The sequence below is a fragment of the Citrobacter sp. B72 genome (assembly GCF_016894305.1).
Taxonomy (GTDB): Bacteria; Pseudomonadota; Gammaproteobacteria; order Enterobacterales; family Enterobacteriaceae; genus Citrobacter; species Citrobacter portucalensis.
Window position 1 is genome coordinate 1,978,252 of sequence record NZ_CP069801.1, and the last position, 16,992, is coordinate 1,995,243.

At 53.2% G+C, this 16,992-nt stretch carries 21 protein-coding genes; all 21 read left to right on the plus strand.

The features are described 5' to 3' along the window. Window positions 1–6 precede the first annotated feature (6 nt). The gene (locus JQN59_RS09350; protein WP_149607944.1) at window positions 7–612 is read left to right on the plus strand and encodes a hypothetical protein; all 606 of its coding nucleotides are present in this window, start codon (window positions 7–9) and stop codon (window positions 610–612) included. Between the two features lie 381 nt (window positions 613–993). After that, entirely contained in the window at window positions 994–1,272 is a 279-nt protein-coding gene (locus JQN59_RS09355) for a phage holin (protein ID WP_016150433.1), read from the plus strand. After that, window positions 1,244–1,792 carry a lysozyme gene (locus JQN59_RS09360; RefSeq protein WP_149608290.1) on the plus strand — a complete coding sequence of 183 codons (549 nt, stop codon included), beginning with the start codon at window positions 1,244–1,246 and terminating at the stop codon, window positions 1,790–1,792. Before JQN59_RS09355 ends, JQN59_RS09360 begins: the two co-directional genes overlap by 29 nt. After that, a complete protein-coding gene (locus JQN59_RS09365; protein ID WP_149608291.1) occupies window positions 1,789–2,319 on the plus strand; it encodes a DUF2514 domain-containing protein in 531 nt (176 codons plus the stop codon). The genes JQN59_RS09360 and JQN59_RS09365 overlap by 4 nt, the downstream gene beginning before the upstream one ends. Before the next feature lie 51 nt (window positions 2,320–2,370). After that, window positions 2,371–3,240, plus strand: coding sequence for a DUF6236 family protein (locus JQN59_RS09370; RefSeq protein WP_149608292.1), 870 nt, complete (start codon window positions 2,371–2,373; stop codon window positions 3,238–3,240). A gap of 195 nt (window positions 3,241–3,435) precedes the next feature. Then, entirely contained in the window at window positions 3,436–3,777 is a 342-nt protein-coding gene (locus JQN59_RS09375) for a DUF2190 family protein (RefSeq protein ID WP_149608293.1), read from the plus strand. Window positions 3,778–3,983: 206 nt separating this feature from the next. Beyond that, window positions 3,984–4,472: a DUF1441 family protein gene (locus JQN59_RS09380; RefSeq protein WP_136346176.1), complete on the plus strand. Its 489-nt coding sequence runs from the start codon at window positions 3,984–3,986 to the stop codon at window positions 4,470–4,472. Beyond that, the gene (locus tag JQN59_RS09385; RefSeq protein ID WP_149608294.1) at window positions 4,472–6,574 is read left to right on the plus strand and encodes a phage terminase large subunit family protein; all 2,103 of its coding nucleotides are present in this window, start codon (window positions 4,472–4,474) and stop codon (window positions 6,572–6,574) included. The genes JQN59_RS09380 and JQN59_RS09385 overlap by 1 nt, the downstream gene beginning before the upstream one ends. Beyond that, window positions 6,571–6,792 carry a hypothetical protein gene (locus tag JQN59_RS09390; RefSeq protein ID WP_085049615.1) on the plus strand — a complete coding sequence of 74 codons (222 nt, stop codon included), beginning with the start codon at window positions 6,571–6,573 and terminating at the stop codon, window positions 6,790–6,792. The genes JQN59_RS09385 and JQN59_RS09390 overlap by 4 nt, the downstream gene beginning before the upstream one ends. Next, a complete protein-coding gene (locus JQN59_RS09395) occupies window positions 6,789–8,294 on the plus strand; it encodes a phage portal protein (protein ID WP_149608295.1) in 1,506 nt (501 codons plus the stop codon). The genes JQN59_RS09390 and JQN59_RS09395 overlap by 4 nt, the downstream gene beginning before the upstream one ends. Then, window positions 8,263–10,248 carry a ClpP-like prohead protease/major capsid protein fusion protein gene (locus JQN59_RS09400; RefSeq protein ID WP_204528210.1) on the plus strand — a complete coding sequence of 662 codons (1,986 nt, stop codon included), beginning with the start codon at window positions 8,263–8,265 and terminating at the stop codon, window positions 10,246–10,248. Before JQN59_RS09395 ends, JQN59_RS09400 begins: the two co-directional genes overlap by 32 nt. A 78-nt stretch (window positions 10,249–10,326) precedes the next feature. Then, window positions 10,327–10,650: a DUF2190 family protein gene (locus JQN59_RS09405; protein WP_085049618.1), complete on the plus strand. Its 324-nt coding sequence runs from the start codon at window positions 10,327–10,329 to the stop codon at window positions 10,648–10,650. Then, entirely contained in the window at window positions 10,643–10,918 is a 276-nt protein-coding gene (locus JQN59_RS09410; protein ID WP_085049619.1) for an ATP-binding protein, read from the plus strand. Before JQN59_RS09405 ends, JQN59_RS09410 begins: the two co-directional genes overlap by 8 nt. Before the next feature lie 8 nt (window positions 10,919–10,926). Beyond that, window positions 10,927–11,481, plus strand: coding sequence for a phage tail protein (locus tag JQN59_RS09415; protein WP_085049620.1), 555 nt, complete (start codon window positions 10,927–10,929; stop codon window positions 11,479–11,481). Next, the gene (locus tag JQN59_RS09420; RefSeq protein ID WP_085049621.1) at window positions 11,478–11,876 is read left to right on the plus strand and encodes a phage minor tail U family protein; all 399 of its coding nucleotides are present in this window, start codon (window positions 11,478–11,480) and stop codon (window positions 11,874–11,876) included. The genes JQN59_RS09415 and JQN59_RS09420 overlap by 4 nt, the downstream gene beginning before the upstream one ends. Window positions 11,877–11,883: 7 nt before the next feature. Next, on the plus strand, window positions 11,884–12,621 hold the full coding sequence (locus JQN59_RS09425) for a phage tail tube protein (RefSeq protein ID WP_149608297.1): 738 nt from the start codon (window positions 11,884–11,886) through the stop codon (window positions 12,619–12,621). A gap of 36 nt (window positions 12,622–12,657) precedes the next feature. Then, complete coding sequence (gene gpG / locus JQN59_RS09430; RefSeq protein ID WP_008784480.1) at window positions 12,658–13,065, plus strand: phage tail assembly chaperone G; 408 nt, start codon at window positions 12,658–12,660, stop codon at window positions 13,063–13,065. Window positions 13,066–13,115: 50 nt separating this feature from the next. After that, window positions 13,116–13,394, plus strand: a complete 279-nt coding sequence (locus JQN59_RS09435) for a phage tail assembly protein T (RefSeq protein WP_008322441.1) — start codon at window positions 13,116–13,118, stop codon at window positions 13,392–13,394. Then, on the plus strand, window positions 13,372–15,888 hold the full coding sequence (locus JQN59_RS09440) for a phage tail tape measure protein (protein ID WP_149608298.1): 2,517 nt from the start codon (window positions 13,372–13,374) through the stop codon (window positions 15,886–15,888). Before JQN59_RS09435 ends, JQN59_RS09440 begins: the two co-directional genes overlap by 23 nt. A gap of 3 nt (window positions 15,889–15,891) precedes the next feature. Then, a complete protein-coding gene (locus JQN59_RS09445; protein WP_057065000.1) occupies window positions 15,892–16,239 on the plus strand; it encodes a phage tail protein in 348 nt (115 codons plus the stop codon). After that, the gene (locus JQN59_RS09450; protein WP_149608299.1) at window positions 16,236–16,991 is read left to right on the plus strand and encodes a phage minor tail protein L; all 756 of its coding nucleotides are present in this window, start codon (window positions 16,236–16,238) and stop codon (window positions 16,989–16,991) included. Before JQN59_RS09445 ends, JQN59_RS09450 begins: the two co-directional genes overlap by 4 nt. Window position 16,992 lies beyond the last annotated feature (1 nt).

Consider the following 16,992-nt stretch of genomic DNA (forward strand, 5'->3'; position numbering starts at 1 on the left):
AACAGGATGACACCACGTCAACGACGTAATCATTTTGAAGCACTTGGTAAAGCAGCATCTGCACCGCGTAAAAGCTGGCTGGGTAAATGTATCCTCCTGACGGGAATCCAGTCCGGATGGATTAAATCCCTGCTCACTACCTGGGGGGAAGGTGTGGGAGGAAAAACAGCGCCTCGTTTGCCGCGAGGACATGCGTGCTGGAATGTGCTTAAGGGACGGAACTGGTCAGATAAGGCACTCGAGCGATTCACCGTTGCGTTAAATCAGGCGAGAGAAGAGGGATTCCGTGGACAGCAGGCAATGAACAGGGCACACAGCATTCTCTGGCCCCAGTCACCTGTCAGTGTGATTGATGAAGCCCTGCATAATGATGATGTCGATTTTGTTGAGCAATGCGTACTGCAGGCGCTGGATATAAACGATCCGGTTTATGTTGTTGGTCTTCAGTATTACACCACCCGAAAAAAAATCTCAGACATAACCCGGGAACTGCAGGCGATTGCGCCATGGCTGACACAAGAAAAGGCCAGAGAGCGAGTGAAGTGGTGTTTACAGATTTTCAGAGCAAAGGTGTACCTGTCAGCGAAAGCACTTTTGGAAAGCGAGGAATAATGTTTTTGCTTTTTTGTGCTGTTTTTTGTGTCTGGTATTGAAAACTACCCAGAAAGTTAGATAATCCATTCATGCTTGGCAGAGCTGCGCCACGATGGCAGCGACGAAAAGCGAACAATTTGAATATAACGAGAACCCCGCCAGCGCGGGGTTTTTGCTTTCCGGCGATACGACAGGGGTATTCGCGAGGTGCATTGCACCAGTACCCCTGTCATATCGTCGATCTAATCTTCCACAAATATTAAGCCTCGCAATTCTGCGGGGCTTTTTCATTTCAGGCTCACGGGTATCACTCACTACGTGCTTTGTTGATAAATCCAGCCCGTGAAGCCTGACCCTTTCATCACACACAGCGCCATCCGAAAAATCGGAGGTGAGGCTATGACCAGAATGAGCACCATTTACAGCAGACTTTCATATGGATCAGGAACCACGCTTGCCGGCTGCGGTGTATCAGCGAAGGCATATGCCGAAACAGCTAAAACAGCAAAAGAGGTGTCCTGGATGTTGGCCGACAGAATTGCAGGGTTAAGCCTGAGCGACTGGGCAATTATTGTCGGTATCGCATGCACAGTTATCACCTGTGCAGTGAACTGGTATTTCCGCTGGAAAGAACGGGAGGATCGTCGCAATGGCTATGCCACAAAAGCTGAAGAATAAACTGAGCGCAGCTGTCGTTGGGTTAATTCTTGCCGGGGCTTCCGCACCCGTGATTCTCGATCAGTTTCTGGATGAGAAAGAGGGTAACAGCCTGACGGCGTATCGTGACGGCGGCGGAATCTGGACCATTTGCCGTGGCGCCACGATGGTTGATGGCAAGCCAGTAGTTCAGGGCATGAAGCTGTCTGCTGAGAAATGCGCTCAGGTGAACGCTATAGAACGCGACAAGGCGCTGGCGTGGGTTGAGCGAAATATCAAGGTACCTTTGACCGAACCACAGAAAGCCGGGATCGCATCTTTCTGCCCTTATAACATCGGCCCCGGAAAATGTTTCCCGTCTACGTTCTATAAGCGAATAAATGCTGGCGACCGTAAAGGCGCCTGTGAAGCGATTCGCTGGTGGATTAAAGACGGTGGCCGCGACTGTCGTCTGACCAAAGGCCAGAAAAACGGCTGCTACGGGCAGGTAGAAAGGCGAGACCAGGAAAGCGCGCTGGCGTGCTGGGGGTTAGGCCAGTGAGCCAGCGCTGTCAGTTTATTGCCATTTCGTTGCTGGTGGCCGTCGCATTCATCGCGGGAAACGTATGGAGTAACCGTGGTTGGGAAAAGAAGTGGGCCGAGCGTGACAGCGTGGAATCATCGCAAAAAGCGAACGCGCAGACCGCCGCCCGCATGATTGAACAAGGGCGAATTATTGCCCGTGATGAGGCTGTTAAAGATGCACAAGCACAAGCCGCTAAGTCTGCTGCCACTGCTGCTGGCCTGTCTGCCACTGTTAGCCAGTTGCGTACCGAAGCAACAAAGCTTGCCGCCCGCCTGGACGCCGCAAAGCATACCGCAGATCTTGCCGCTGCCGTCAGAAGCAAAACAACCGACGCCGATGCAGGAATGCTTGCCGACATGCTCGGAGATATTGCAGCAGAAGCTAAACGTTATGCTGCAATCGCTGACGAACGCTATGCCGCCGGAGTGACATGTGAACGTATTTACGACTCAGTGAGAGAGTCAAATAGCAACCCTAAAGGCATTAAATCCAACATTCGCTGAATGGAAGTGATAATGCTACATTAACCCCATACAATTCTGATGGGGATTATCATGGAGAGAGGGGTTGTTTTTACTGCACGTGAACTTATAAAAACGGAAAATGGAGAAGGATTCCAGACAGGCTTGGGGATTACTGCAGAGGAACTTAATTATCTTGTGTTGTACTGGGATCGACTTGTATCTCCGACCAACAACATTATTCACTTCTCTTTGAGCAACGAAGATGAGTTGATTAAATGCGGCATACTTACAAGACCTCGTTTTGTTAAAAATGGCTTTATTGATGGCAGTGTAATGACTGACTTTCATGCCAAAACCCATGCTTTAGCCCTAAATATACTTCGGCAAGATCAAAGTGGGGTTGATTGGCGAATGCATTTCCTTAATGAACAAGTGTCAATCCATCAAGAAGCCTCAGAGCAGAAAGAAGTGATTAGATTTGAGTTAGCAGACCTCTTGCCTGTTCCGCAAAAGGACACCCCTTTACATGAAATATTGGAATTTAAAGAAAGGCGTTCAGATGAATTGATGGCGCTACATGGTTATTTAGATGAACTCTATGCAGAGATTTTACGATCTGGAGATTTTAATTTGCAAAGAGCAAAAGCACTCTCTGGTTTAACAAAATCACTTCAGGATCTGAATGAACTCAACTCTCAGGGGTGGAGAAGTCCTCTAAAATTTAATCTTTCGTCTTCATTTGAATTTGACTTGAACCAAGTTGTGTCAGGTGCTTCAACCATTTTTGCAGCTATGCAATCTCCTCAACCTTTAGAGGTGCTTTGCATTGGCGGGGTGGTTACGGCATTGGGTGGGTTTATAAAAGTTAAGCCACAAATCCAAAGCGTGTTAAAAAATGGTGATGCAAAGTTAGCCTACTTAACTAATGCAAAAAAAGAAGGTCTTATAGCTCGAATGTAATTTAAGGCCACTCAGAGTTAAATTGATAGTCCGCCTATGTATCCCCTAGCCACTAAATATCAATAGTGGCTTTTTTATACTTGTAATTACTCAATGGAATGGCCTTAAACCGCGGAGTATTTTATACAAGTTACTATCCGCATTACGTTTTGAGTTGCATCTTTCCTATTTAATCTATTATCGGAGGCTACCTAAATGGCAAAGAACTATTACCAGGACGGGGCAACTATGGACTGGCACAACGGAACTGGAGACGCAGTCGTTTCAGGTCAGCCTGTTGTTGTTGGCTCCATCATCGGCATTGCACAGCATGACATCGCAGATGGCGGTGAAGGTGTGCTAATGATGTCAGGCGTGTTCGTTCTCCCGAAGGTCGCATCCGAGACATGGCAGCGCGGTGCGCGTCTATACCTGTCTAAGACCGGGAAGCTGACGAGTCAGGCCAAAGACAGTACGGATGACAACCCCTTTGCCGGGTCGGCCTGGATCACCACTAACCCTAATGACCCGGAAGGGCGTGTGCGGCTTGGCTTCTGACCTCCGCGTCATCAAAAACGAATTAAATGAGATTCATTCTCACTTTAAAGGTACTCCCGGCGATCCGGCCTGCCACGAGGCGGCGTGCTCGCGGAAAACGGCTAGTTTTCATGATCCAGGGTCATCATCATCATGTGTGTAACTGATTGAATTTTCACACAGCCAATTATCAATGATGTCGAATTGTTCAAAAAGTGTTCACCATCATGGACCAGGAACTCTCCACCCTGAAGCTGAATATCAATCAGCTGGCAGGGATTACCGGCGTACACCGCCAGACCGTCGCCGCCAGGCTTAAACAAATTGAACCTGCACTGGGCAGCAACAACAAGCTCAAGCTTTACCTCATCACAGATGTGCTAACCGAACTGATGGCACCTGTCGTCGCGGCCAGCGCTGAAGAGATGACGCCTTCGGACAGGCTTGCTCACTGGAAAGCTGAAAATGAACGGCTCAAATTCGAGCAGGATACTGGTCAGTTAATACCAGCGGATGAGGTGGCCCGTGAATTCTCTGTTATGGCGAAGGCCGTGGTGCAGGTGCTGGAAACGTTGCCCGACATTCTGGAGCGTGACTGTGCGTTGAATCCATCAGCTGTCAGTCGGGTACAGAGTGTTATTGATGATCTTCGCGACCAGATTGCGCAGCGCGTGCTGGATGCAGAACCTGAGGAGGATGAGCCAGAGGAGGACTGATGGCGAAGCGGGCATCCGCCAGGGGGATCCGCAAGGATGTACCTGGAATACTTCGTGCCCCACGTCGCATGCTGGTGGCCGATGCAGTCAGTAAATATATGCGTGTGCCAATGGGGGCGGGTAACTCCGTCCCATGGGATCCGAATCTTGCCCCATATGTCCTTGAGCCAATGAATTGCCTTGCGTCACGCGAATATGATGCAGTGGTGTTTGTCGGTCCTGCCCGAACCGGGAAAACAATCGGCCTGATTGACGGCTGGGTTGTCTATAACGTTGTCTGCGATCCTTCTGACATGCTGATTATTCAGATGACCGAGGAAAAGGCTCGCGAGCACTCGAAGAAACGACTCGATCGCACATTCCGGTGCAGTCCTGAAGTGGCGACCAGGCTGAGTCCCCGCAGGAACGACAATAACGTTTACGACAGGACATTCAGGGCGGGTAACTACCTGAAGATTGGCTGGCCGTCGGTCAATATCATGTCGTCGTCAGATTATAAATGTGTTGCCCTGACCGATTACGATCGCTTCCCGGAAGATATTGATGGGGAAGGTGATGCGTTTTCACTGGCATCCAAACGTACCACCACATTTATGTCATCCGGTATGACGCTGGTGGAGAGTTCTCCTGGCCGTGATATCCGTGACACGAAGTGGCGTCGCAGTTCGGCGCATGAGGCACCGCCGACAACAGGCATTCTGTCTCTTTATAACCGCGGCGATCGCCGCCGCTGGTACTGGCCTTGCCCGCACTGTGGCGAATTCTTCCAGCCGGAGATGAAAGCGATGACGGGCTATCGGGAAATCAATGACCCGGTAAAAGCCAGCGAGGCAGCCTGCATTCATTGCCCGGCCTGCTCCGGCGTGATCACCGCCGACCAGAAACGTGCCCTGAATATGAAAGGGGTCTGGTTACGCGAGGATCAGCAGATCGACAGCAGCGGAACGATAACGGGCACCGGACGACGGTCGCGTATTGCTTCGTTCTGGATGGAAGGCCCGGCAGCTGCATATCAGACATGGGCTCAGCTGGTTTACAAACTGCTTACTGCTGAACAGGAGTATGAAGCGACAGGCAGCGAAGAAACGCTGAAAACGGTCATTAATACCGACTGGGGGCTACCGTATCTCCCCAGAGCCAGCATTGAACAACGCAAAGGTGAGGAACTGCAGCAGCGCGCCGAACCAGTTGAACGCCGACGTGTTCCTGCAGGCGTCAATTTCCTGGTGGCGACCGTCGATGTTCAGGGCGGTAAAAACCGACGGTTTGTGGTTCAGGTTGTCGGGTACGGTGCCCACGGCGAGCGGTGGGTGGTTGACCGGTACAACATCATGCAGTCGATGCGCACCACTCCTGACGGTGAAAGCTTCCACATCGATCCTGCCAGTTACCCGGAGGACTGGAATCTTCTGCGCACCGATGTGCTGGAGAAAACCTGGGCGCTTGATGGCGAGCCGGGAAGGCGAATGGGTCTGCTGGCTATGGCCGTCGACTCCGGTGGTGAGGATGGCGTTACCGACAACGCTTACGAGTTCTGGCGCCGCTGTCGTCGTGATGGCCTGCAGCGCAAAGTCTGGCTATTCAAGGGTGACAGTCAGACACGGTCGAAGCTGATAACCAAAACCTACCCGGATAACACCGGGCGTTCTACCCGGCGCGCTAAGGCGGCCGGTGATGTCCCTCTCTACCTTCTCCAGACCAACGCACTAAAGGACCGGATCAACAACGCGCTGTGGCGCGATGTGCCTGGGCCAAACTATGTGCATTTTCCCGACTGGCTTGGAGAGTGGTTTTACGACGAACTGACCTATGAGGAGCGATCATCTGATGGGAAATGGACGAAGCCTGGTAAGGGGGCTAACGAAGCGTTTGACCTTATGGTTTATGCGCATGCCCTGGTCATTCTTCATGGGTACGAAAAGATTAAGTGGCCTGATGCGCCAGAGTGGGCGCGCCGGGAGAGTTATCTGGTGGTTGAGTCATCGCCAGATGCGATTCCAGTGGCACAGCCGTCGGTTGCAAAACCGTCAGTATCAGAGTCAAAGGCAACGAAACCAGCCCGTGAATCGGCATGGTCATCATCATCAGGAGGCTGGGTGTGAATCTCAATGATATTCAGGATATGGTTCGACGCTATACCGAAGCGGAAGTGACGATCCTGCAGGGCAAGTCCATCACGTTTAACGGGCAGCAGATGACCATGGAGAACCTGAGCGAGATCCGAAGGGGCCGTCAGGAGTGGGAACGAAAGCAGGCCGCTGCTATGGCTGCAGCAACGGGCAGGGGTGGATCCTTTAAACTTGCGAGGTTCCCGCGATGAGCGCCCTGGATAATCTGATAGGCGTGTTTTCGCCTGGCTGGAAAGCAGAGCGCCTGAAGTCTCGCCTGATGATCCAGGCATATGAGGCTGTCGTCCCTACCCGAACGCATCGGGCTAAGCGCGAGAACCGTTCAGCGAACCAGCTCACTCAATTCGGCGGGCGCTCGCTGCGCGAGCAGGCCCGGTGGCTCGACTGCAATCACGACCTGGTAATAGGCATCCTTGATAAACTCGAGGAGCGTATCGTGGGGGCGAAGGGCATTATCGTTGAGCCCCAACCCCTGATGAAAAACGGTGAAATCGCCACTGACCTTGCTAAACAGATCCGCGCCAAATGGGCGGAATGGTCTGTCTCCCCCGATGTTACCGGGCAATTTACCCGCCCTGTGCTTGAGCGCCTGATGTGCCGGACCTGGTTACGTGACGGTGAGGTGTTCGCGCAGTTAGTCAGTGGCACTGGTAATGGTCTGTTGCCTGTCGCAGAGATTCCTTTCTGGATTGAGGCGCTGGAGCCTGACTTTGTGCCAATGGAGCGAACTGAGGCGGGGCAGAAGTTGTGCCAGGGTATTTACCTCAACGACTGGGGCCGACCGACCAGATACATGGTTTACAAAAATTTACCAGCGGAAGGCATGAGGCAGGGTGAAACCAAGGATATCCAGGCAGAGAGCATGCTTCACCTGAAGTTTATGCGCCGTTTGCATCAAATCAGGGGTAACTCGTTGCTTGCCGGTGTGCTGATGCGTCTTTCGGCACTGAAGGAGTACGAGGACGCTGAACTGACGGCTGCCCGTATTGCTGCGGCGCTGGGCATGTTCATTAAGAAAGGTGATGGCCAGTCTTATCCCGAAGACAGTGCGCAGGCTTCGCGTGAGCTGAACATCGAGCCCGGCATGCTGTTTGACGATCTCCGTCCGGGTGAAGACATCGGCATGATCAAATCGGACAGGCCCAACCCTAACCTCGAAACTTTCCGCAACGGTCAGCTCCGTGCTGTAGCCGCCGGTTCGCGCGGCAGCTTTTCAAGCATTGCACGTAACTACGACGGGACATACAGCGCCCAGCGCCAGGAGCTGGTGGAGTCAACGGAAGGCTATTTCATTCTGCAGGACGCATTTGTCGCGGCGATTACCCGGCCGATGTACCGGGCGTGGCTAAAAATGGCGATCGTTTCTGGTGAGATTAAGGTGCCGACCTCTGTGGACAAGGCAACGCTTTACAGTGCGGTTTTCTCCGGTCCTGTGATGCCATGGATTGATCCTGTTAAAGAGGCGAATGCCTGGAAAATCCTGCTGCGTGGCGGTGCTGCGACAGAGAGTGAATGGGTGCGTGCCCGTGGCGCAAATCCTGATGATGTTAAGCGCCGCCGGAAGGCGGAAATAGATGAAAACCGTAAGCAAGGGCTGGTGTTTGATACAGACCCGGCAAATGACAAAGGAGACACCAGTGTCCAGGAAACGAAACCGGGTAATGAACCGCCCAAAGGCCCAGTTAAAAAATAGCTGGTTCCGTATGCAGGCCAGTTCGGAAAATGAAGCGGAAATCTATATCTACGATGAAATCGGCTATTGGGGAGTCACAGCGAAGCAGTTTGTCGCAAACCTGAAGTCGCTGGGCGACGTTACCCACATCAAACTGCATATCAACTCCCCTGGTGGGGATGTATTTGACGGCATCGCCATTTTTAATGCCCTGAAATTCCATGGCGCGGCGATCACCGTATACATCGACGGTCTTGCAGCTTCGATGGCATCAGTAATCGCCATGGTAGGGAATCCGGTAATTATGCCGGAAAACACCATGATGATGATCCATAAGCCGTGGGGCTTTGCTGGTGGTGATGCTGATGACATGCGCGACTATGCCGATCTGCTCGACAAAGTGGAGTCAGTGTTAATTCCTGCATATGCGCAAAAGACGGGCAAAAGCGCCGAAGAAATCGCGGCAATGCTGGAAGACGAAACCTGGTTGTCCGGCAGTGAATGTCTGGAGCTGGGATTCGCTGACCAGGTTACTCCATCATTGCAGGCAATGGCCTGCATCCATTCAAAACGTATTGAGGAATTTGAAAAGATGCCAAACAGTATTCGTAATATGGTCACTCCACCGCGCAACACTGCTACGCGTGAACCACAACAGCCGGTTGTTACCCAGCCAGCACCTGTGGCAACCACAGAAGGCGATATCCGTGCGCAGGTTATTGCTGAGCAAAAAGCGCGTGTGAATGGTATTCAGGACTTATTTGCCATGTTCGGGGGGAAACACCAGGAATTGCAGGCTAAATGCATTGCGGATCCTGAGTGTTCTGTCAGCCAGGCGAAAGATGTTTTGCTTGCTGAGCTTGGAAAGAACGCCACACCGTCTAATACCTCCACACAGGGTAAAGAACATATTTATGCCGGGAACGGCAACTTTGTCGGTGACGGGATCCGCCAGGCGCTGATGGCGCGGGCAGGTTATGAAGGTCTGGAACGCGACAACGTCTATAACGGCATGACGCTGCGTGAATGTGCCCGTATGTCACTGACTGAGCGTGGTTTCGGTGTCTCCAGCTATAACCCGATGCAGATGGTTGGCTTTGCTTTGACCCACAGCACCTCAGACTTTGGCAATATCCTGCTTGATGTTGCTAATAAATCTTTGCTGCAGGGCTGGGACGAAGCGGCAGAAACCTTTGAGTTGTGGACCAAAAAAGGACAGCTGTCTGACTTTAAAACGGCTCATCGTGTAGGTATGGGCGGTTTCCCGTCTCTTCGTCAGGTGCGGGAAGGGGCCGAATATAAATACATCACCACAGGAGACAAGGGAGAAACCATCGCGCTGGCCACCTATGGTGAGATTTTTTCTATCACCCGTCAGGCCATCATCAATGATGATCTGAACCAACTGACTGACGTTCCTATGAAGATGGGGCGCGCCGCCAAAGGGACCATCGGCGACCTGGTGTATGCATTGCTTACCTCAAATGGAAAGCTGTCGGATGGTAAGGCGCTGTTCCACGCCGACCACAAGAATCTCTCAAGCGGCGCTATCAGTGTCGACAGCCTCGATAAAGGCCGGCAGATGATGCGTACGCAGAAAGAAGGTGACCGTGCGCTGAACATTCGACCCGCTTACATGCTGGTGCCCGTTGCTCTGGAGACACTGGCTAATCAGACCATCAAATCAGCGAGCGTCAAAGGCGCTGACATTAACTCAGGTGTTGCTAACCCGATTCAGAACTTTGCCGAAGTCATTGCTGAAGCGCGTCTCGATGATGCTGATGCTAAAGCCTGGTACCTGGCTGCTGCGCAGGGCACCGATACGATTGAAGTGGCTTACCTGAATGGTGTTGATGCCCCATATATCGATCAACAGGATGGGTTCACGACAGACGGCGTAGCGACAAAAGTCCGTATTGATGCGGGTGTTGCACCGCTGGATTACCGTGGCCTGGTAAAATCCAGCGGCCAGTAATTTAAGCGTCACCCGTTAGCCCAATAGGGCTTTTTTTATATCTGCAATATGGCCCCGATGGGGCCATTCGGAGAGAGCATGAAGAATTACGTACAGGATGGGCACACCATTGATTTAACTAATTCTGGTGCCGTGGTGATCGTCAGTGGTGCGCCAGTTATTGTTGGTGATTTGCTCGCAATTGCTATAGCGGATATCGCTGTTGGTGAAACAGGCACAGGCCTCACCAGTGGCGTTGTGCAGTTGCCAAAGCTGGCTTCTGATGATATTGCCCAGGGTAAAACCGTGTATTTCAAGAGCGGAAAGATCCAACTGGATGCTACAGGTGCGACGCCCGCGGGGAAAGCCTGGCAGGCAGCGGGCGCGACCACCACTTCCGTGATGGTTCGTCTGAATGGCTAATCCCTTTGAGCAGATGGCTGCCCGCATGGATGCGGCTACGGTAAAACTAATGGCTGATACAGTCACGATCAACGGTAACAACTTTGATGCTATCGAAAGCCAGTTTGTTGCTGAAATGGGGTCACTGGCGGGAGATGGTATGTCTCTGGTGGTGTTCTCAACATCTGCATCACCACGTAAGGGTGATGTTATTACCTGGAAAGGGAAAGATTACATCGTCACCCGTAGGCAGCAATTTAATGGAAAGCCGCAAATATGGATTGAATAGGAGGCATCATGTCCATCAAAGGACTTGAACAGGCTATCGCCAATCTGAACTCCATCAGTAAAACAGCCGTTCCCCGTGCATCCTCGCAGGCTGTAAACCGTATCGCTACCCGCGCTATCAGTCGCAGCACTCGCGAAGTATCAAAAGAAACCCGGGTACCCAGGAAGCTGGTAAATCAGCGTGCCAGGTTAAAAAAAGCGACAGTACGAAAACCGCAGGCGACGATCAGGGTTAACCGGGGAAATTTACCCGCGATTAAGTTAGGTCCGGCAAGTGTACGCCTGTCCCGGCGGAAACGGGATAAAAATGGTGTGAGAAGTGAATTGCGGGTTGGACGCTTCCGTTTTCCTGGGGCGTTCATCCAGCAGTTAAACAGTGGCCGCTGGCATGTCCTTCAGCGAACCACTGCTGCACGTTACCCTCTGAAAGTTGTCAGTATCCCCCTTGCTGAGCCGCTGACAACTGCGTTTAAAGCCCAAAGCACAAAGTTAACGGAGACAGATCTCCCTAAAGAACTGGCCGCTACGCTTCGTAACCAACTTCGACTGGTGCTGATTAAATGAAACATCCGCAAATTCGTGCTGCGATCCTCGCCGTTCTCAAGGCTGGAATAGCAGAGCCTGTGACATGGTTCGATGGTCGTCCGGCGGTACTTGATCCCGAGGACCTTCCTGCGCTGGCCGTCTACTTAACTGATGCCCAGTCAACAGAAGATTCTATCGATGAAGATATGTGGCATGCCACGCTGCATATCGAAGTTTTCCTGAAAGCGGCCGAAACGGATTCCGCGCTTGATGGATGGATGGAAAGTCGCATTTACCCGCATTTAAACAATATCCCTGGCCTGGATGGTCTGGTCGAAACCATGTCACCACAGGGTTATGACTACCAGCGTGATGATGAAATGGCCACGTGGGGTTCTGCTGATATGAAGTATTCACTCTCTTATACAATGTGAGGACGTAATGACTACACCAAACCCACTGGCGCCGGTAAAGGGTGCCACCACCACACTCTGGATTTATTCCGGGTCGGGCAACCCGTTCGCTAACCCATTATCGGATGTTGACTGGACGCGCCTGGCAAAGATTAAAGACCTGCAGCCCGGTGAACTGACTGCCGAATCAAACGACGACACCTATCTGGATGATGCGGATGCTGACTGGACGTCCACTTCACAGGGCCAGAAATCGGCGGGGGAGGCCAGTTTTACGCTGGCCTGGAAACCTGCCGAGAGCGGGCAGCAGGATCTGGTTCGCTGGTTTGATGACGGTACCGTGCTGGCGTACAAAATCAAATACCCGAATGGCGCCATCGATGTGTTCCGTGGCTGGGTAAGCAGCCTGGGTAAAACGGTGACGGCAAAAGACACCATTACCCGTTCTGTCAAAATCAGCAACAACGGCAAACCAGGTCTTGCTGAAGACAGCGCCGCTGCAGTGATTGACGTAACCGGCGTCAGCCTGGATAAATCGACCACCACCGTTGCGGTTGCTGCCACCACCACGCTGAATGTCACCGTGGCGCCAGTCAGCGCAAGCGATCCATCTTTCCGGGCCACCACCACGGATGCAGGTAAAGCCACTGTGACTGTCGCTGGTACAGTGCTGACGGTAACCGGCATTGCCGCCGGAACCGCCGACATTATCGTGATGACCAACGACGGGCTTTTTGTCGCGACCTGTAAAGTCACCGTTTCCTGACTTCCGGGGCTGTGGCCCCGCTTTCTGGAGTAATGCATGTTTTTAAAAAGTGAGCCGTTCGAACGCAACGGCAAGACCGTCACGCTCTACGAACTGTCGGCGCTGCAGCGTATTGAGCATCTTGAACACCTGAAGACGCTGGAAAGTATCACCGATGCCGACATGCAGGCGGCGATGGATATGACGATTAAATCCGGCGCACTGCTGGTGGCCATGTCTTTATGGCATGGACATCCCCTGAAAGGGGCGCACAAAACGCCGAAAGAAGACGTTGAGCAGATCCAGAATGAAGTACTGATGACCTGGCCGCTGGAGATTGTTTCCGCAGCAGAGTACAGCGTGAAGCTGCTGTCCGGAATGGTGCCGCTGCAGGAAGCGAATGATCCAGAGGATGTTGCTGTGACTGAGCCGGTCAGTCTGGAAAAGTCCTCGCCAGCGAGCTGACATTCGTCCTGAAACTGGCGCGTGAATTTCGCCGCCCGGACTGGCGCGCCATGCTTGCTGGTATGTCGTCAACGGAATACGCCGACTGGCGAACGTTCTACCAGGACAATTTTTTTAATGATGTGCAACTGGATGCTCATTTTTCCTCGCTGATGCATATCGTCATTACCGCGCTTGACCCCAAAACCACATCAACCCCTGCCAGCTTCAGCCTTCTTTCACCTTCAGCGGAGGATATTGCCGACGATGAACCCGGTGACGCTGTGCTGATGGCAAAGGCCGAGGGCATTTCAGGAGGTGTTCGCTATGGCCCAGACGGCAGTGGGTGACCTGGTCGTTAATCTTGATGTTAACTCGTCAAAGTTCAACGAGCAGCTGGAGTACGTAAAAAGGCAGTTTAAGCAGACGGGTGACGCAGCGAATGACTCGGCGCTGAAGGTACAGCAGTCATTTACCCGCCAGGAGAGCGCCGCGAAGAAGGCCGGTATTTCTGTAGGACAGTACAACGCGGCGATGCGTATGCTGCCTGCGCAGTTTACGGATATCGCCACCCAGCTGGCCGGTGGGCAGAGTCCGTGGCTTATCCTGCTGCAGCAGGGCGGTCAGGTGAAAGACTCCTTCGGCGGTATTATTCCGACCTTTCGGGCGCTGCTGGGCACCATATCGCCGGTGATGGTAGGTGTTGGCGCGCTGGCTGCCGCCACTGGCGCGGTGGTTTACGCCTGGTATCAGGGGTCGTCCACGCTGTCTGATTTCAACAAAACGCTGGTCCTGTCCGGTAACACTGCCGGGTTGACCTCGAACCGCATGCTGGTGCTGGCGAAATCCGGCGAGCAGGCGGGACTCACGTTTAACCAGACCAGCAGCGCGCTGACGGAGCTGGTCAACGCCGGAGTGCGTGCCGGTGCCCGGTTCGATGAGATGAGTCAGGCGGTAGCGAAGTTCACCGATGCGTCGGGCGTGCCGGTCGACAAGGTGGCGGCGGCATTCGGCAAACTGACGAATGATCCGACTTCAGGCCTTATTGCTATGGCGCAGCAGTTCCACAACGTCACAGCGGAACAGATTGCTTATGTGGCGCAGCTGCAGCGTGCCGGGGATGAGGCCGGGGCTCTACAGGCAGCTAATGATGCGGCGACGAACGGTTTTCGCGAACAGACAAAGAGCCTGCGCGACAATATGGGGGCGATTGAGTCTGCTGCCGACAGCCTGAAGCGTGCCTTTAAATCGATGTGGGATGCGGCGCTCGATATCGGGCGGCCCGACACCACGCAGGAGATGGTTGCCAAAGCGGAAGCGGCCTTTAAGCGGGCGGATGAAATCTGGAATCTGCGTAAAGGTGATTCTTATGTCAATGATGATGCGCGCGCCAGCTACTGGAACGATCGGGAGTCTGCCCGCCTTGCACTGGAAATGGCTCAGCAGCAGGCCAGTGTGGCAAAGGCAACTGAGGATAACGCCGCCCGCGAGGCAGTGATTGAATCTGACCGCCAGAAGTATGCCGCGCAGGCGCAGGCTGCATATTCAAAGGCCGAATCAGCTTTGGATAAATTTACGGCAAAACAGAAAGAATATAATCAGGCCATCAAAGACGGACGTATCCTCCAGGCTGATTACAACATTCTGATGGCAGCCGCTAAGAAGGAATACGACGACTCGCTGAAGAAGCCTAAAAAACCGTCAGCAGTGAAAACGCCAGCAGGCGTGAAAAGTGTCGATGCAGCCAGCGCGCAGACGCTGGAGCTGGAGGCGCAGTTACGCACTCTGCAGGAGCACAAGAGCATCACGGATACTATCAGCCAGCAGCGGCAGGAACTGTGGAAACAGCAATCCCGCTTTTCGGTGCTGGAAGAGGCCGCCAAAAAGCGCGCGCTGACCGCCGATGAAAAATCGGTGCTGGCGAACAAAGACGAGGTACTGGCGCGGGCCGAGGTGAATGCCCGGCTGGGAGATCAGATTGTTTCCCAGGAACGGTTAAACCGCCTGCAGGACAGCTCGCAGAAGTACGTTACCCAGATTGGGGAGAAAACCCGGGCGCTTGTGGCCGGGGGCAGCATGAGCAGTCGCGGCGCGCAGCGGCAAAACGAAGAGGCACAGCTGCGGCAGGGCTGGATGAATGCCGGCGGTACGGACACCGATCAGGGTTATCAGAACGAACTGGATGCACTCAAGAAATATTATGCCGCACAGGACGAGCTCCGTGGCAACTGGCAGGCCGGGGCGAAATCAGCGTGGGCTGACTATGCCGATTCAGCAGCTGATGCCTATGGTTCGATGAAGTCCGCTGCTTCAGCCACATTCGATGGTATTAGCCAGAATATGGCCGATATGCTGACGACAGGGAAAGCAAACTGGGCAGATTTCACCCGTTCCACGTTGTCGATGCTGACGCAGATCCTGATGAAGCAGGCTATGGCTGGCCTGGTCAGTTCTGCCACGTCAGCGCTGGGTTTTGCTGGCGGTGGTTATACCGGGTCCGGCGGCAAGTATGAGCCTGCAGGAGTGGTGCACCGTGGAGAGTTTGTCTTTACGCAGGAAGCCACCAACCGAATCGGTGTCGGCAACCTTTATCGCATGATGCGCGGCTATGCGACTGGTGGTCTGGTCGGGGGGAGTGGCGGTGGCGTTGCTTCTCCTTTTGGTGTCAGCGTGTATGCACCGGTTTCGGTTACAACAGGCCAGGGGGATTCCGGTCAGCAGAAAGGAAACGGCGATGCACTGGGGAAAGCCTATCAGCAGGTGATCAGCAGTTCCATCAGGGAAGGTATCACCAGAGAGGTCCGACCCGGAGGCATTATCTGGAATGCAACAAAACAGAGGTAAGCAATGGCGATCGAGCATTTTGCGTGGCGGATTAAAGCATCCAGCCAGCCGACCCTGAAAAGTAAGGATACCGTCCGCACGGCACAGTTTGGTGATGGCTATAAGCAGGTATCAGGTGCCGGGATGAATGATGAAACGCTCAGCTATGAGTTTTCATTTACCGGCGAACCGGAAACCGTCAAAGATATCTATGCTTTTCTGCGGCGCCATAAGACGAAATCATTTTCGTTTACCCCGCCAGGCGGTGATCTTGCGCTGTGGCGTGTTGAGGCAGACAGCCTGCAGCGCGTCACCAAAAGTAAAACGGTGGAAACCGTATCAGCCACTTTTGAACAGGCGTTTGCACCATGAGCTTAAACAGTGATTATCAGAAACTTGAGCCGGGCAATGTTGTCAGGCTTTTTGATGTCGATGGCACCGCATTTGGTGTTTCCGACGTTCTCCGCTTCCACGCCCACAATATTGCCCACACCGCCGATGAAATCGCCGCTGCTGGTGGAGATGAAAATAAGCTACCGGCGAAATCGATCTGGTGGCAGGGGCATGAATATAAAGCCTGGCCCTGCCAGATCGAGGGTATTGAGACGGCGACCGACGGGACCAGCGCGCAGCCGACGCTGTCGGTCGCTAACCTGGATAGTTCCATTACGGCGCTGTGTCTTGCTTATGATGACCTGCTGCAGGCAAAGGTCACGATTCATGACACGCTGACGCAGTATCTGGATGCGAAAAATTATCCGGAGGGCAACCCGTCTGCGGATCCTCAGCAGGAAAAGCTGAAGGTGTTTTATATAGACGCCAAGAGCACTGAAACCAACGAAGTGGTGGCGTTTACGTTGTCCAGCCCGATGGATCTGCAGGGTCTGATGATCCCGACACGCCAGCTACATTCGCTTTGTACCTGGTGTATCCGTAACAAATACCGCTCCGGTGATGGATGCGACTATGCCGGGACGCGTTATTTCGACAAGCACAATAATCCGGTTAACGATCCGTCGCTCGATGAATGCCCCGGTACACTCACTGCGTGCAAGTTGCGACATGGAGAGGGGAACGAGTTGCCGTTCGGTGGTTTCCCTGGCACATCCCTGATCAGGAGCTGAT

Bases quoted from the DNA above. Each gene is read 5' to 3' on its own strand.
- JQN59_RS09450 (WP_149608299.1), top strand. From the start codon at position 16,236: ATGAGCTTAAACAGTGATTATCAGAAACTTGAGCCGGGCAATGTTGTC.
- JQN59_RS09415 (WP_085049620.1), top strand. From the start codon at position 10,927: ATGTCCATCAAAGGACTTGAACAGGCTATCGCCAATCTGAACTCCATC.
- gpG (WP_008784480.1), top strand. From the start codon at position 12,658: ATGTTTTTAAAAAGTGAGCCGTTCGAACGCAACGGCAAGACCGTCACG.
- JQN59_RS09370 (WP_149608292.1), top strand. From the start codon at position 2,371: ATGGAGAGAGGGGTTGTTTTTACTGCACGTGAACTTATAAAAACGGAA.
- JQN59_RS09405 (WP_085049618.1), top strand. From the start codon at position 10,327: ATGAAGAATTACGTACAGGATGGGCACACCATTGATTTAACTAATTCT.
- JQN59_RS09350 (WP_149607944.1), top strand. From the start codon at position 7: ATGACACCACGTCAACGACGTAATCATTTTGAAGCACTTGGTAAAGCA.
- JQN59_RS09385 (WP_149608294.1), top strand. From the start codon at position 4,472: ATGGCGAAGCGGGCATCCGCCAGGGGGATCCGCAAGGATGTACCTGGA.
- JQN59_RS09395 (WP_149608295.1), top strand. From the start codon at position 6,789: ATGAGCGCCCTGGATAATCTGATAGGCGTGTTTTCGCCTGGCTGGAAA.
- JQN59_RS09400 (WP_204528210.1), top strand. From the start codon at position 8,263: ATGAACCGCCCAAAGGCCCAGTTAAAAAATAGCTGGTTCCGTATGCAG.
- JQN59_RS09360 (WP_149608290.1), top strand. From the start codon at position 1,244: ATGGCTATGCCACAAAAGCTGAAGAATAAACTGAGCGCAGCTGTCGTT.
- JQN59_RS09375 (WP_149608293.1), top strand. From the start codon at position 3,436: ATGGCAAAGAACTATTACCAGGACGGGGCAACTATGGACTGGCACAAC.
- JQN59_RS09380 (WP_136346176.1), top strand. From the start codon at position 3,984: ATGGACCAGGAACTCTCCACCCTGAAGCTGAATATCAATCAGCTGGCA.
- JQN59_RS09440 (WP_149608298.1), top strand. From the start codon at position 13,372: ATGGCCCAGACGGCAGTGGGTGACCTGGTCGTTAATCTTGATGTTAAC.
- JQN59_RS09425 (WP_149608297.1), top strand. From the start codon at position 11,884: ATGACTACACCAAACCCACTGGCGCCGGTAAAGGGTGCCACCACCACA.
- JQN59_RS09435 (WP_008322441.1), top strand. From the start codon at position 13,116: ATGCTTGCTGGTATGTCGTCAACGGAATACGCCGACTGGCGAACGTTC.
- JQN59_RS09410 (WP_085049619.1), top strand. From the start codon at position 10,643: ATGGCTAATCCCTTTGAGCAGATGGCTGCCCGCATGGATGCGGCTACG.
- JQN59_RS09445 (WP_057065000.1), top strand. From the start codon at position 15,892: ATGGCGATCGAGCATTTTGCGTGGCGGATTAAAGCATCCAGCCAGCCG.
- JQN59_RS09420 (WP_085049621.1), top strand. From the start codon at position 11,478: ATGAAACATCCGCAAATTCGTGCTGCGATCCTCGCCGTTCTCAAGGCT.
- JQN59_RS09355 (WP_016150433.1), top strand. From the start codon at position 994: ATGACCAGAATGAGCACCATTTACAGCAGACTTTCATATGGATCAGGA.